Here is a 14459-nt window from a genome sequence, read left to right on the forward strand (position 1 = left end):
CCAATCCTCTGTGATCAGAACCCGTGCGCCCAGTCGCGCAATCCCAGGGTCATGATGCGCCAGGGTTGGTCCTCGAGTTTGTTCCATGCGTCCGCGCAATGGTCGACGATGTCGTCGTAGCAGGCGAACACTCGGTTCGAGAGCCAGTTGTCGCGCATGAACTCCCAGACGTTTTCCTGCGGGTTCAGCTCCGGGCATTTGGCGGGCAGCGGCACGATGGTGATGTTGGGCGGCACAGCAAGCCGCTCCGACATGTGCCAGCCGGCCTGGTCCCAGTAGCAGCGCCGCGTGGCGGCCCGGCGCGACCTTGGCCGAGATCTCGGCCAAGTGCAGGTCCATCGCTTCGACGTTGCACCATGGCAGGATGAGCCCGGCCGCCTTGCCGTCCTGCGGGCAGATGGCGCCGAAGATGTAGGTCGAAGCCGTGCGCTGGTCGGTAACCGTCCGGTCTGACGCGCGGCTGTGGGAGATTGACGCTGCTGTGTCAGGCGGCCGCGAGGGTTTCCGATTTGTCGCTGATGAGGTCGCGGCAATGCCAGGGCAGCAGATCGGCGACACGGTTGATCGGATGTGTTGCGATGCGCTCGAGGAGGTGGCGCAGATAGGCTTCCGGCTCGACATCGTTGAGCCGCGCAGTTGCGATCAGGGAAGCGATGGCTGCAGCGCGCACGCCACCTGCGTCGGATCCCGCAAACAGCCAGTTTTTCCGACCCAAGGCGATCGGCCGGATCGCGCGTTCGACGGGGTTGTTGTCGATCTCGATGGTGCCGTCATCGGTGTAGCGTGTCAGTGCCGTCCAGCGGGCGAGCGCGTAACGGAGTGCGGCCGCGAGATCACCGCGCTGCGGAACGCGCCGCAGCGTTGCCTCCAGCCAAGTCTTTATGTCCGCGAGCAGCGGCCCGGCTCTCGTCTGGCGGGCGTGGCGGCGGTCGTTGGGCGGCCGGCCGCGGATCTCGCCCTCGATCGCGTAGAGACCCCGGATCCGGTTCAGCGCCTCGGTCGCCAGCGGCGCTTTGCCGGTCGCATGCAGGTCGAAGAACTTGCGTCGCACATGCGCCCAGCACGCGGCTTCGACGATGCTCCCCCCATCGTAGAGCCCGTTGAACCCAGCGTAGCCATCCGCGTGCAGCACGCCTTTGAACGCGGCGAGATGGCTGCGCGGATGGTCGCCCCGGCGATCCGGGCTGTAGCGGTAGAGCACGGCAGGTGCGGCCGCCCCGGCATAGGGCCGCTCATCGCGCAGATAGGCCCACAGGCGACCGGTTTTGGTCTTTCCCGCGCCCGGGGCCAGCACCGGCACTGGCGTGTCGTCGGCATGCACCCGCTCGCCCGCCATGACATGGCGTTCGAGCGCATCGATCAGCGGGCGCAGCAGGGCGCTGCACTGGCCCACCCAATCCGCCAGCGTCGAGCGCTCGAGGTCTACGCCTGACCGCTCGTAGATCTCGCTTTGCCGATACAGCGGCAGATGATCGGCGAACTTCGCGACGAGCACGTGGGCGAGCAGCGCCGGCGAGGCGCGCCCGCGACGGATCGGCAGGTCCGGCACGGGTGCCTGGCTGATGCCCTCGCACGTCCGGCAGGAGAATTTTGGCCGGACGTGACGGATCACCCGGAACGACGCCGGCACGTAGTCGAGCACCTCCGTGACATCCTCGCCGAGCCTGCGCAGCGCGCCGCCGCACTGCGGACATGTGCACGCGGTCTCATGGGTCACCGTCATCCGCGGCAGATGATCGGGCAGCGGACGCCGCGCCGGCAGTTCGTGCGAGGCACCGGCCGGAGTCACCCGCGCGCTACCGGTCAACGCCTCGTTCCGAGCGGCACCGGCCTCGAGGTCCTCCAGCGCCAGCGTCAGCTGTGCGATCTCGGCGGCGATCTTCTCGGAGGAGCGGCCGAACTGCATACGCCGCAGTCGTTCGAGTTGCAGCTGCATCGCCGCGATCCTATCGCGCTGCGCGATCAGTTCCGCGTCCTGCCGCGCGATCGTCGCCGCCTGCGCTTCGATCAGCGCGCGCACGTCGCTCGGGAGGGAGGAGAGATCAATCACAACGCGGATCGTGCCGAATTCTTCCGCGTCGCCGCAACGCAAAGCCGCAGCTCAGCCCGCCATCTCCGGCTGCCACGTGCGCGACGGTAGTTGCGCGGGCGTCAGTGTCACCGCACCGTCCTTCGCCTGAGGCCAGACAAAGCGCCCGCGCTCGAGCCGCTTGTACCTCAACTGAGAATGCAGACTCTTCGAATGCAGCGCGGCAGTTTGTGCAGGTGATGCATCCATTCCACCCACTGTTCGGGCGGCAGCTTCCTTGCGTCGGCAAACGATACAACCGGTATGGCGAACGCCTCTTACTGCAGGGCGACAGCGCCACCGTATGGTCGGTTCCTCCGCAATGGACCGATCGTGCGAGCCCGGATCCAGAGATCGTCATCGGTCACGGACGGGCACTTTTGCGTGCTGTCGACCTGATGGAGCTAGCCAGCTTGGTGAAGCGCCTTTCCGACAGAGCAGCCTCGCGATCGCGCCGCAAACCGTAAGGATGATTACGCCGCACATGTAAGGTGATTAATGCCGCAACAATCTTCTTATGTCTGTATCGTTCCCCAAAAATCTGGCGTCTTATGTGCCATCGACGGCTGTCGCGGACTTGACATCTGCACATTTTGCGGCATAAATCTAATTACGCGAATGATTCGCGCGCTCGGAGCGGACGGTGCCGGCGAAGCACGACAGCAAGCGCTCGAAGACCGACGCCCTCCTCGAGGACGGCACGCTCAATCCGACGCCCGAGAAGGTGCGCGATCCAAAGTTTCAGGGAAGCGAGTTTTTCGATCCGCACGACGCCGTGCAGGTCAAGTACGAGATGCTGCGTCGCGTCTCCATCGACAACGCCTCGGTGACCGACATTTCCGACGAGTGTGGCGTTTCCAGGCCGACCTATTACCAAGCGAAGGCGAACTTCGATGCGGCAGGGATTGCGGGACTGGTCCCAAAGAGGCCAGGCCCCCACGGCCCCCACAAGGTCCACGGCGAGGTTCTTGCGTTCCTACAGGCACGGCTGGTCCCGGGCGAGCCGGTTCGCGCTCGGGGGCTTGCAAGGTTGATCCGCGACGAGCTCGGCATCGAGGTTCATCCCAGGACGATCGAGCGAGCATTAAAAAAAACTGCCGGATGAACACGCCACGACACTGGCGTGTTCGATCCCATCGTCCGCCATTGCGGCCCAGTATGAGGTGCTGCGCATGGCGGCTCTCGGCGAGGCGCTACCGCTTACGGCCCGCAGTGGCCTCATGCTCTTTCTGCGTCGGGGCATGTGGGGTTGGACGCAGACGCTGGTCGCCGCAAGCCCCGTTCAACAGCCAGTTCATACATCATCGCTCACTCCACCAGTGCGTAACGAGCGCACAGCTATCGTTCATGTGCTGGCGACAATCGCGATGAGCACCCACGATCGGAGAACACCATGAAGGAGTCTCTCAAGGTTCAGCCTCACCACCTCGAACGCGGTGCCTACCTGTACATTCGTCAGTCCTCGATGCGACAAGTCATCGAGAACGTCGAGAGCGCGAAGCGGCAATATGCACTTCGTGGACGCGCAATTGCCCTTGGCTGGCGCGACGAGCAAATCGTCGTCATCGACAGTGATCAAGGCGAGTCCGGTGCATCGGCTGCCTGGCGCGAAGGCTTTCAGCGCCTGGTCAGCGACGTCGGCATGGGGCACGCCGGTATCGTGATGGGCCTGGAGGTCTCCCGCCTGGCGCGGAACAATGCCGATTGGCAGCGTTTGCTGGAGATCTGCGCCCTGGCCGACACCCTAATCCTCGATGAGGATGGCATCTACGATCCGTCAACCTTCAATGACCGCCTCCTGCTCGGGCTCAAGGGCACAATGAGTGAGGCCGAGTTGCATGTGATCAAAGCAAGGCTACGCGGCGGAATCCTCAACAAGGTTAGGCGCGGCGAGTACCACTGCGTCTTGCCAACCGGGCTGATCTATGGCCAGTCCGGCAACGTGACGCTCGATCCCGACTCGCAGGTCAGGGAGACAATCGACCATTTCTTCGACACGTTCTCTCGCGTCGGCTCCGCATGCCAAACCGTCAAGGCCTTTCGCAGGGAAGGCCTTCTGTTTCCCTCGCGTCTACGCAACAGCGAGACCACGGTTTTTCGGCCATTGACCGCATCGACGGCGATACGCGTCCTGAACAACCCACGCTACGCCGGCGCCTACGCCTATGGGCGCCGGCGCTATCGACGAGCCATCGACGGTAAAAAGACCCTGCAGCGGCGTGAGCACGATGACTGGCTGGCTTGCATCCCGGATGCCCATCCCGGCTACATCACTTGGGAGCAATTCCAGGAGAATCTCAAGATTCTCAAGACCAACGGTCGAGGATATGAGTTGGCGCGCGCGTCGCCTCCGCGGGAAGGTACGGCGCTGCTGCAAGGACGGGCGGTGTGCGGGCGATGCGGTAAACATTTCCGCATCCGCTACGCTGCCCGGCGCGGACGGCTGGATGCCTGGTACGTCTGTGACCGCGCTCACGGGTATCGCGGCGAGCCCAACTGCCAGTCAATCGCCGGGCCTCCGATCGATAATGCCATTGGCATGCTGATTGCCGAACAGATGACGCCGGCCGCCGTCGAGTTGACGCTCGAGATCCGCAGGGAGATCGAAGCCCGGCACGAAGAAGCAGATCGGCTGCGCTGTCGAGCGATCGAACGCGCCCACATCGAAGCGGACCTCGCCCAGCGCCGCTTCATGTTGGTCGACCCCAATAATCGCCTCGTCGCTGACACGCTCGAAGGCGAATGGAACGAGAAGCTCCGCGTGTTGGCCAAAGCCCGCGAAGATCGAGAGCGCGCACGAGAGCAGGATCAGCTCGTCCTCGATGAAGCTGTCCGCGAGCGGCTGATCGCGATGACGGTAGACTTCAGCAAGCTCTGGGCAGATCCGGATACGCCGGACCGTGAACGCAAACGGTTGCTCGCCCACATCATTGAGGATGTCACCCTCGTCAAAATGCCGGCGGAAGGCACCACCAGGATCCACGTCCGCTTCAAGGGCGGCAAAATCCAAACGCTCACCACAATGAGCCCAAAATCTTCCGCGCAGCAGGTAAAGACGCCGTCCGGCATCGTCGAACTGGTCGACAAGCTCCTCGACAGACACATCTATGCAGAGATCGCCGAACTCCTCAACCAGCAGGGCTATCGCCCAGGAGGATCGGCGCGGCGCGGCCGCCGCGATGCCCGCTTCACAGCCTTGCTGGTCGCCTATCTCGTCCATCGGTACGGCTTGCGCTCGCGCTATGACCGTCTGCGAGATCGCGGAATGCTGACAAAACGGGAAGCCGCGGCACGCCTCAACATCCACGAAACGACCCTCGCCAGGTGGGCTGAACATGGACTCGTCACCAGGCATGCCTACAATGCGCACTATTGCCTGTACGAGGTTCCCGCATCGAACGTGCCACGCAAGCAATGCAGTCGATGGAATCGTCTTGTCGATCGAGCCGCCGCCCTCAAGACGGCAATGGCGCCAAAACCCTCAACTGTGGCTGAAGGAGGCGTAGTATGAATGCACGTAGTTGGCGAACAGGCACATCCCCTGACCATCCCAGAAGAGAACCTTCACCAGATCGCCCCGTCGGCCTCGGAAGACGAACAGGTGGCCGCAGAACGGGTCCTGTCCGAGCACCTGCTGCACCTGCCGCGAAAGGCCGTCGAAGCCGCGCCGCATATCGGTGGCCCCCGCGGCCAGCCAGACCCGTGTGCCGCCCGGCAGCGAGATCACTCGCGCAGTGCCGCGAGGATGCGCCGGAGCGCCCGCGCGTCGACATGCTGATCGACACGGACTGTGCAGCCGTTCGGCAACGTGATCTCGATCGGCTGCGGCGCCGGCCTGCGATGAACCGCAGCCTCCGGCATCACCGGAGCCGTAGCCTCCGACGCTACGCAAACCGGCAAAAGCGGGGACGCTCGCTCCGTCGGACCGATGCGCAAACCCTGCCGGCGCCAACGGTAGAGCAAGCTCGAGCAGATTCCATGACGGCGCGCCACGTCATGCACGCGCGCCCCCGGCTGCGATGCCTCCGCAATCAGACGTGCCTTCTCAGCATCGCTGTAACTGCGCCGCCGTTCGTGGCCGGTGATGACCTCGATGAACTGCGTCGCACTGGTGCTGTCCCTAGGGATAGCCTCGAGCTTGTCCATGCCACTGGTGTCCAAGCCCTCGAGCAACACGACAAGGTGGCCGACACCGGGCGGTTACGCTGGTCGTGCGGGGCGGACGGGCGCGAGCCCTTCTTGGCCCAGCGGCGCGTGACCTTGTTCTTCTGGCCGATCCTGGCCTCGTCGCCGAACCAGACCTCTATGTCGCCGGGCTCGACGCCCTGCTCGCCCGCGATCTCGCCCAGGCGCGCGGGGAGGCTTTTTTAAAAGCCTCGATCGCGCCAGCAGCCTGGGCGTGGTGGCGCGGGCGGGCGGACAGCTTGCGATACCCAAGCTCGCGCAGCTCGCGGCTCAGCGTCTGCTCGGACACGCTGACTTGGAACTCGTCGTGCAGCCACTGGCGCAGATCGACCACCCGCCAGCGCACCACGCCGTGCACGGCCGGGATCGGCCCGCTCTCGACCGCCGCCGCCAGGGCGGCGCGATGCGCATCGTCGAGCCGTCGCTTCTGGCCGGGCGCCTTGCGGTCGATCAGACCCGCGGGCCCGTGCGCGTTGAGCTTGATCACCCAGTCCCGCACGATCTGCAGCGTCACGCCGCCGATCCGGGCCGCCTCGGTGCGCGTGGCGCCCTCGCAGATCGCGGCCAGCGCCAGCAGCCGGCGCGTCTGGCCGGCATCCTTGCTCTCGCGCGCCGCCGAACGAAGACCGGCCGCGTTGAAATCCTCTCGAAGCGGGATCGGCATGACGAAGCTCCTCGATTCGCCGTGCTTGAATCAAAACCGCACCGCGTCGCGCAAGCCCCGCGAGTCACGCTCAGTGGGGATCGTTATAAGGAGACAAACCGAGATACATCAAGAAATCCGCGCCAGCGGAAGGTATCGTCCCCGTGGGGACGATGGGCAAGGCGATATCGTTGAGAGTCCAGAACCGAAGGTCGTAAGACAAATTGGGACGCCTTGCTCTTCTGAGCCCATCATGCGGCGGCCAATGCGCCGACCGCGAAGAGAAGCGAGTAGCCCACGGAACCGAGATAAGATACCAACGCGGACGGCGTGGAATGAGGAGAAGCAGGAGCAGCTTGACTTTAAGGGCCCCAATCAGAGAAGTCTCTAAGCCGGTCACGTCATGTCCAAGCGCGCGCCCGCCATCAGTCGAAAGTCCGCCGGTATTCAGCGGGCGTCATTCTGTAAAGCCGGCGGAAGAGCCTCGTCATGTGGCTCTGATCGGCGAAGCCCGCCTCGTACGCGACTTCCTTTAACGGCAGACATTGCCGCTTGATCAACTCGCTCGCGCGCTTAATCCGTTCGCGTACCAGCCACTGATGCGGCGGACAGCCGAACTCGGCATGGAACTTGCGCGAAAAATGGAATACGCTGAGCCCTACCGCGCCAGCCATATCGGCGAGCGAGACATCACCTCTCAGGTTCTCGGCCAAGTACTCGGTCAGGATCCTGCGCTGGGCCGGGGTGAAGGTACCCGAACTCCTTGGCTCGCGGAATTCGGTGTGGGCAAAGCTACGCAGGACATGCACGCAAGCCTGCGTAAGCAAAGTCTCTACCATCACGCGTCCGCCAACCTCGCCGCCGCTCAGTTCCTGCCGAAGCCTGCGGCTGACCCAAGGGAGGAAGTCGTCGACCGCGCGGACCTTATCGCCGATTTCGACATCCGCTATGTTGCGGTCGTAAATGTCGCCGGCAACCTTGGTGATCGCGTCATGGGAGAGATAGACGTGGGACACCGAGATCGGCCGTGACCACGCCCATTCCGACTGTTCCGCGCGCGTCAAAAGAGAAACTACGCCAGGCTCGACCCGATGATACTCCCAAGGCCCCCCGCATCGTCGTCCCATGCGGGCTGCTTCGCCTTCGTAGACAACGATCATGTAGTCACGCATCGACGGAATGGCGACATGAAGGTCGGCGTACTCATAGCCTTTCAGTGTCACGCCACGCCACCGGGATCCGCTGCTGTCCAGCGTCAGTTTCCCCGGAATCCAGCGCGGAATATCGTCCGGCGGAACCAGCCGCCTCATGGTTTTATCCTCCCCGTCAAGTTTTTTTTATTATCGAGTCATTCGGCAAAGCTGTCAAACGCTATCCGGAGCGGGTGTCGCCATCCGGAGCGGGCCGGGTTGCGAAGACGGGGCGAGCGCGGCGGGCAAATGGATAGCCAGTCCGGCACTGGGTTGGTTAGTATTTAGAATCTCAACGCGATCGCACTGTTTGCGTCGCTGGCTGCCTTTCCGAAGTCGCAGAGCGCCTCATGATGATGTCCGGATCGGGTGCCTCAGTTGGCCGTGAAGAACTCGGATCAAGCGACGACCGGTTGATCGCGTGATGTTATTTGCGCGGCGAACGTGATCAGGATTGCGGACAACAAAAACGCGAGCCATGCCAACAGGCGACGGAAGTTGTATCCGGCGGCGGCGAGGATGACGTTTGCGGCGTCGCCTTCCTGATGGGCGAGATGGCTTCTGTTCATGCGATGATCTGATTTCAGATGCCCGATGACTGGCTCGACGGCCGAGCGCCGTCGCATCTCACGCTTGATGTGTTCGGTGACGCGCCGCTTCTGGCTGGAAATGTAGACCTTGAACCGGTGCTCGGCCGGCGCGTTGTGGCCACAATAGCCGCGGTCGACGACAATGCGAGACAGGCTCGCGCCGATCTGCTTTTCGATGTCGGGGACGATCTTTTCGAGCGTGTGCCCCGCGGGTTGCCGGGAAGCGCCTTTACATGGGCGACGAACGGGCCGCCTTTCGAGCGATACAGCGGGGTCACGACGGAGACCTTGACCCCCAGCCCGTAGGGGCGATGCACCTTGCCCTTGCCGATGCATTAGACCTTCGGCGCGTGCAGGCTATAGATCTTCTTGCCCCGCTGTTTCTGACGCTTCGCGCACGGCACCCGCCAGAGACAGCAATTGGGCGAAGGCGGCCTGCTTGTCCGGGTCGCCTTTGATACGCCGACCGATATCGCGCATGACTCGGCCGAGATAGGTGCGCAGCTTCTTCAATCGGGGAGCGGCCAAATGACGAGTTCGTGCCGGAAAAACTCCTCGCCGCGCAACAGCTGATATAGGGGTTCTCCACCCAACGCTCGCACAGGACCTCGTCCGACAGGCCGCACATGTGCTTGAGGATGGCGAGCCCCGCCATCAGCCGCGTCGGCAGCGGGAGCCGCGCATCTGGATCGGTGGTCGAGGCATGCGTATCGTTCGATCGCTTCTGGCCATGGAAGTTCACTTCGGCGTTGCGCCCGCCGCCCTCGTTGAGGGGCTCGCCAGAGAGAGTTTTCCGCGCTTCTTGTTCGCCGCTGACCACCGACGTTCGGCCTCCTTCACCGCCTGCTTCATGTGTGGCAAATACCTCCTTGCTGCTACCTCAGGCGTCATCGATGTCGAGAAGAAGATCAGATTCAGGCTACCGAGCACCGGACCGGCGCCACGGATTGGCAGCGCAATGGCACTGATACCTGTCTCCGACCCACCGACAGAGGATGCGTAGCCGTCTTTTTTGGTCTGAATCACGATGTCCTCGACGAAATGGCGGTCCTTCGCGAGCACAGAGTCTTCTTCGACAAGAGACGCCGTCATCTCGAGCATCTCTCGACGTAGAGCGGACGGTGACGCGGCAAGAACCGCGCGTCCCAGCGCGCTCCTTATCAGCGATCGGTGGCGCCCCACCATCGAGCGGTGGACCGAGAACGGGCTAAAGGGATGCGTGCTCTCTCGGATCAGTATAGAACCGAGGTCGAAGATCCCGAAATCGCTCGGCCATGAGACCTGGTCGAGCAGGCTGAACATCGCAGGAAGCACGGCCTGGCTGGACAGGTCGCGGGAGGACACGCCTTCGCTCAACGAGCGCACTTGTGGCGTGAGACCGAAGAGCGCGTTCGTCTCGTCGAACTTCACGTAGCCGTCTTCCTGCAAGGTATATAGCAGACGATAGCAGGTCGTCCGGTTGAGGCCGGTCCTCTTCGCGAGCTGCACGACGTTCGACGGCCCGATCGCGTTGATCTCGCGGATCAGCGCCAACCCGCGGGAAAGCGACCTCACGTTTCGGTGCATCGGATCCCCTCCGGATGTGTTCGCACCGCGAACATTTCACAGGTTTCGATGTAATCCAAGTCCAAAAGAATGCAATCTATCGCCCGCACGTCCAAATAGAGCGGCTACGGGAGGAAACGATGGTTCATTCAAGCTTTCATTTGCCTGCGGTCGTGTGCGTGGCCCTCGCAATCTCGGCGGCGCCGTCCGCAGCGCAGAGCGCCGGCGGGACGCCGAATCTCAGCGGCGGGAAGGTGAAGATAGGTGTCCTAACCGACATCGCTGGCCCCACGGCCATGGCGAACGGCAAGGGCTCGGTGGTCGCGGCAGAATTGGCGGCCGAGGACTTCGGAGCGGGTCTCAACGTCGAAGTCATTTCAGCGGATCACCAGGGCAAGCCGGATGTCGGGGCGCAAATTGCCGCACGCTGGTTCGACATTGAGGGCGTCGATGTGATCGCCGATATGCAGGGATCGCCGATCGGCTTCGCCGTACAAAACATGGCCGCTCAACGGAGCAAAGTCATGCTGCTGTCCGGTTCGACCTCGTCCGATTTCAGCGGCAAGGCCTGCTCGCCGCTCACTGTTCAGTGGACCGTTGATACTTACAATCTCGCGAAGGGCGCGGCGAAGGCCGTGATCGAGGCGGGCGGGACCAAGTGGTACTTTCTCACGGTCGATCAGGCCTACGGTCACGCTCTGACGCGGGATACGTCGGAGCAGGTGAAGCTGAACGGCGGACAGGTGGTGGGCAACTCCGTGTTTCCACCAAATACGTCTGACTTCGCATCGTTCCTGCTCACGGCATCCAATGCCGGAGCCAACGTCATTGCGATTGCGGCCTCCAGCGGTGATACCGTGACGGCGCTCAAGCAGGCCGACGAATTCGGATTGAGCGCGAGGGCTAAGATCGTTCCGCTCCAATCGGTGCTGACGGACGTGTACGCCGTCGGCCTGAATATCGCGCATGACGCTTATGAGGTCTCTCCGTTCTATTGGGACCGTACGCCGGAAACGCGCGCATGGGCCGAGCGCTTCTATGCCAAGGCGAAGCAGATGCCGACCAGTTTCCATGCTGGCGTCTATTCCTCGGTGGCGCATTACCTGAAGGCCGTCAAGGCGACAGGTACCGACGACGCTCCAACTGTAATGAAGCAGATGGAAAAGGAGCGGGTGAACGATTTCTTTGCGGCGGATGGCTATATCCGCGCCGACCGCAAGATGATCCACGATATGTATCTGCTTCGGGTGAAGAAACCGGGAGAGAATAAGGGCGACTGGGATCTCTACAATGTCGTGCAGACGCTACCAGGCGAATCCGTGAATCGCCCGCTCTCCGAAAGCCCGTGCCCGCTGGTGAAGAAATAGCCGGTAGCCATCAATCGATAATACAACTCGCGTTCGAAGGAGTTCGATCATGTCAGTCGCGATCGTCTGCGCCTCCCATACGCCCTTGATGTATAGAGGCCCCGCCAGCACCGAAACCGAGGAGCGCGTCCGGACTGCATTCGAGCGGCTTAGAAGCTTCGTCAACGAGTTTGCGCCTGATTACGTGATCCAGTTCGCGCCCGATCACTTCAATGGCTTCTTCTACGACTTGATGCCCTCGTTCTGTGTCGGAGCGGGAGCGGTCTCCCTTGGTGATTGGGGTGGCGGGACGGGTCCGCTGGACGTTCCGGAGCAGACAGCGCTCGAACTTGTGGATCATGTGCGGGCGGATGACTTCGACGTCGCGATATCGTACCGCATGTCGGTTGATCACGGCTTCGTTCAGATGTGGGAGGCGGTGCTTGGTGATTTCAAGTCGATCCCCATCCTGCCCATCTTCGTGAATGCCGCTGCGCCGCCCGTGCCGACTTACCGTCGTGCGCGCCAGCTCGGCGAATCCGTGGGTCGCTTCGCCATGCATTCGGGCAAAAAGGTGCTGTTCGCGGCCTCAGGCGGTCTGTCGCACGATCCTCCGCTGCCGTCGATCAAGGACGCGCCGCCGGAGGTCCGCGAGCGTCTGATCAATGGCCGCAATCCGACCGCGGAAGCCAGGGCAACGCGCGAGAAGCGCGTGCTCGAGGCAGGTGTTCTCGCCGAGGCTGGCAAAGGCCCCTGCCAGCCGCTCAATCCGGACTGGGACAGGGATTTCATGGAGATCCTGCGCAGCGGACAGATCTGGCGAGCGGATGCGCTCGATACCGACAAGGTCCGCGAGGCCGCGGGCCGCGGCGCCAACGAGGTTCTCGCATGGGTCGCCGCCTTTGGCGCCTTTTCGACGGGCGGCCGCTTCGAGATCGAGCAGGAGTTCTACGAAGCTATTCCGGGCTGGATCACCGGCATGGCGATGATGGCCGCCAAACAGGCCGACACCACTCATTGACGACTGAATCCCTCGCGTGCGAGGCATCGCAGAGCAGGCACATGGCATACGAAACAGACGTGCTCATCATCGGAGCCGGCCCGACAGGCTCGACCACCGCGTTTGCGCTGGCCAATTGCGGCGTCCGCTGTCACATCGTCTCGCGCGGTAACTGGATGGCTGACAGCCCGCGGGCCCATATTACGAACCAGCGCACTAACGAGGTCTTCCGCGACCTCGGAATCGCCGATGATGTCGCGCGATATGCGAGCCCGTGGAAGCTGATGGGCGATACGACGTTCACGACCAGTCTCGCGGGGCCCGAACTGATACGAATGCGAACGTGGGGCACGGGAGACGATCGCCGCGGCGATTATCTTCGGGCAAGCCCTTGCGGTATGGTGGACATCATTCAGCCGCTGCTCGAGCCTATCCTGTTTCAGAAGGCGGCGGAGAAGGGCGCGACATTCGCATTCAACACCGAGTACGTCAGCCACGAGCAGGATGCGGACGGCGTGACGGCCACGCTGCGCGACCGATTGGACTGCCGCCAATACACCATCCGTGCGCGCTACATGGTCGGCGCCGACGGCGCGCGCTCGATGGTGGTCGACCATCTCGGGCTGCCGATCGAAGGCCGGATGGCGCGGGCGGGCACGGTCTACACCATCTTCAACGCCGACCTTTCGAAATATAGCCGACATCGCCCGAGCATCCTGAACTGGATCGTCACCCCGGACGCCAGCTTCGGCGAGATCGGCATGGGGCTCCTGCGCGCGGTGCGTCCCTGGACGCAGTGGATCGCTGGCTGGGGCTTCGACATCAGCAAGGGAGAGCCGGACCTGTCGCCGGAGGCGATCGTTCCGAAGATCAAGGTGCTGATCGGTGACCCGACAATCGAACTCGATATCGTGAGGACGTCGATCTGGTACGTGAACCAGGCATACGTGACCCAGTATTCCAAGGGCCGGGTGTTCTGCGGTGGCGACGCGGTCCACCGGCATCCGCCCTCGAGTGGTCTTGGCAACAACACCTGCGTGCAGGACGCGCACAATCTCGGTTGGAAACTCGCCTACGCCGTCAAGGGGTGGGCTGGTCCAAAACTTCTGGAGAGCTATTCACAGGAGCGGGCCCCCGTTGGAAAGCAAGTCGTGCTGCGGGCGAACCAGTCGCGGCTCGACTATGCCCCCTTGAACGCGTGCTTCCGAGTCGAGGGCGCGGAGAATCCGATCGCAGCGGGAATTGCGCGCTTCCGCGATCCAGGGCCGGAGGGCGTTGCCGCCCGCAAGGCCGCCCAGGCCGCGCTCGATCTCAAGCAGAGGGAGTTCAACGCCCAAGGCGTTGAGATGAACCAGCGGTATGAATCCTCGGCCGTGATTCCGGACATCGGCACTGGCCCGGAGAAATGGCTGCGGGATCGCGACCTCTACAATCAACCGACGACGCGTCCTGGGGCGAAGATCCCGCATGCATGGCTTGTCGGTCCGGACGGTGTGCGGGTGTCGACGCTCGACGTGACCGGAAAGGGTCTTTTCACCGTGGTAACCGGCCTCGCCGGTGCAGCCTGGAAGGACGCAGTGCGACGGCTCGATCTGCCCTTCCTGCGGATCGTAGTGATCGGTTCGCCCGAAACACAGGATCTCTACTGTGAGTGGCAGCGCATCCGCGAGATCGAGGAAGCCGGGGCGCTGCTTGTCCGCCCGGACGGGGTGGTGGCCTGGCGCGATAAAGACGGCACGCCCAATGTCGGCGAAGCCACCGAACGGCTCGGCGCGGCGATCCGAACGATCCTCGACCTTACGGACCTTTCAGCGGTGAAGCGCGACAGCCTGCATGAATCCTCGAAGCCCAGCGCCACGCCGCTGTTCGCCTGACAACCAGCCAGCGAGAGT

At 63.0% G+C, this 14459-nt stretch carries 11 protein-coding genes and 4 pseudogenes; 6 read left to right on the top strand and 9 right to left on the bottom strand.

Annotation, left to right across the window (positions count from 1 at the left end):
* Positions 1 to 14: 14 nt before the first annotated feature.
* Both B5D62_RS33950 and tnpC read right to left on the bottom strand, forming a co-directional pair.
* Positions 15 to 435: pseudogene (locus tag B5D62_RS33950) on the bottom strand (transposase); the annotation flags it as partial.
* Positions 436 to 484: 49 nt separating this feature from the next.
* Positions 485 to 2050, bottom strand: a complete 1566-nt coding sequence (gene tnpC / locus B5D62_RS10320) for an IS66 family transposase (RefSeq protein WP_085934708.1) — start codon at positions 2048 to 2050, stop codon at positions 485 to 487.
* A gap of 218 nt (positions 2051 to 2268) precedes the next feature.
* Between tnpC and B5D62_RS34350 the strand changes: the two genes are divergently transcribed.
* The 3 genes from B5D62_RS34350 to B5D62_RS10335 all read left to right on the top strand — a co-directional run bounded on the left by B5D62_RS34350 (position 2269) and on the right by B5D62_RS10335 (position 5579).
* Positions 2269 to 2535, top strand: a complete 267-nt coding sequence (locus tag B5D62_RS34350; RefSeq protein WP_419188781.1) for a DUF5372 family protein — start codon at positions 2269 to 2271, stop codon at positions 2533 to 2535.
* Positions 2536 to 2711: 176 nt separating this feature from the next.
* On the top strand, positions 2712 to 3173 hold the full coding sequence (locus B5D62_RS10330) for a helix-turn-helix domain-containing protein (RefSeq protein WP_085933794.1): 462 nt from the start codon (positions 2712 to 2714) through the stop codon (positions 3171 to 3173).
* 288 nt (positions 3174 to 3461) lie between these two features.
* A complete protein-coding gene (locus tag B5D62_RS10335) occupies positions 3462 to 5579 on the top strand; it encodes a recombinase family protein (RefSeq protein ID WP_085933795.1) in 2118 nt (705 codons plus the stop codon).
* On the opposite strand, the gene tnpB is transcribed toward B5D62_RS10335, so the two are convergent.
* The 7 genes and pseudogenes from tnpB to B5D62_RS10365 all read right to left on the bottom strand — a co-directional run bounded on the left by tnpB (position 5550) and on the right by B5D62_RS10365 (position 10242).
* Positions 5550 to 5795 carry an IS66 family insertion sequence element accessory protein TnpB gene (tnpB, locus tag B5D62_RS10340; protein ID WP_139373832.1) on the bottom strand — a complete coding sequence of 82 codons (246 nt, stop codon included), beginning with the start codon at positions 5793 to 5795 and terminating at the stop codon, positions 5550 to 5552. The genes B5D62_RS10335 and tnpB overlap by 30 nt on opposite strands.
* Entirely contained in the window at positions 5792 to 6214 is a 423-nt protein-coding gene (tnpA, locus tag B5D62_RS34355) for an IS66-like element accessory protein TnpA (RefSeq protein WP_085933796.1), read from the bottom strand. The genes tnpB and tnpA overlap by 4 nt, the downstream gene beginning before the upstream one ends.
* 56 nt (positions 6215 to 6270) lie before the next feature.
* A pseudogene (locus B5D62_RS10350) lies at positions 6271 to 6917 on the bottom strand (IS630 family transposase); the annotation flags it as partial.
* Positions 6918 to 7321: 404 nt separating this feature from the next.
* The gene (locus tag B5D62_RS10355) at positions 7322 to 8206 is read right to left on the bottom strand and encodes an AraC family transcriptional regulator (protein WP_085933798.1); all 885 of its coding nucleotides are present in this window, start codon (positions 8204 to 8206) and stop codon (positions 7322 to 7324) included.
* A gap of 278 nt (positions 8207 to 8484) precedes the next feature.
* Positions 8485 to 9349: pseudogene (locus tag B5D62_RS10360) on the bottom strand (transposase); the annotation flags it as partial.
* Positions 9350 to 9460, bottom strand: a pseudogene (locus B5D62_RS34360) (IS5/IS1182 family transposase); the annotation flags it as partial. It abuts the pseudogene before it with no gap.
* Positions 9415 to 10242, bottom strand: coding sequence for a helix-turn-helix domain-containing protein (locus B5D62_RS10365; protein WP_085933799.1), 828 nt, complete (start codon positions 10240 to 10242; stop codon positions 9415 to 9417). The pseudogene B5D62_RS34360 and the gene B5D62_RS10365, both read right to left, overlap by 46 nt.
* Before the next feature lie 119 nt (positions 10243 to 10361).
* On the opposite strand from B5D62_RS10365, the gene B5D62_RS10370 reads away from it, so the two are divergent.
* From B5D62_RS10370 to B5D62_RS10380, 3 genes are read left to right on the top strand one after another with little or no spacing between them, the layout of a single operon-like run.
* Positions 10362 to 11588, top strand: a complete 1227-nt coding sequence (locus B5D62_RS10370) for an ABC transporter substrate-binding protein (protein WP_170920882.1) — start codon at positions 10362 to 10364, stop codon at positions 11586 to 11588.
* 49 nt (positions 11589 to 11637) lie between these two features.
* Positions 11638 to 12588: a 3-carboxyethylcatechol 2,3-dioxygenase gene (locus B5D62_RS33960; RefSeq protein WP_085933801.1), complete on the top strand. Its 951-nt coding sequence runs from the start codon at positions 11638 to 11640 to the stop codon at positions 12586 to 12588.
* A gap of 41 nt (positions 12589 to 12629) precedes the next feature.
* Positions 12630 to 14441 (top strand): FAD-dependent monooxygenase, encoded by a 1812-nt coding sequence (locus tag B5D62_RS10380; RefSeq protein WP_085933802.1) that lies wholly within the window; start codon positions 12630 to 12632, stop codon positions 14439 to 14441.
* Positions 14442 to 14459 lie beyond the last annotated feature (18 nt).

Source organism: Enhydrobacter aerosaccus (assembly GCF_900167455.1).
In the GTDB taxonomy this organism is placed as follows: Bacteria; Pseudomonadota; Alphaproteobacteria; order Reyranellales; family Reyranellaceae; genus Reyranella; species Reyranella aerosaccus.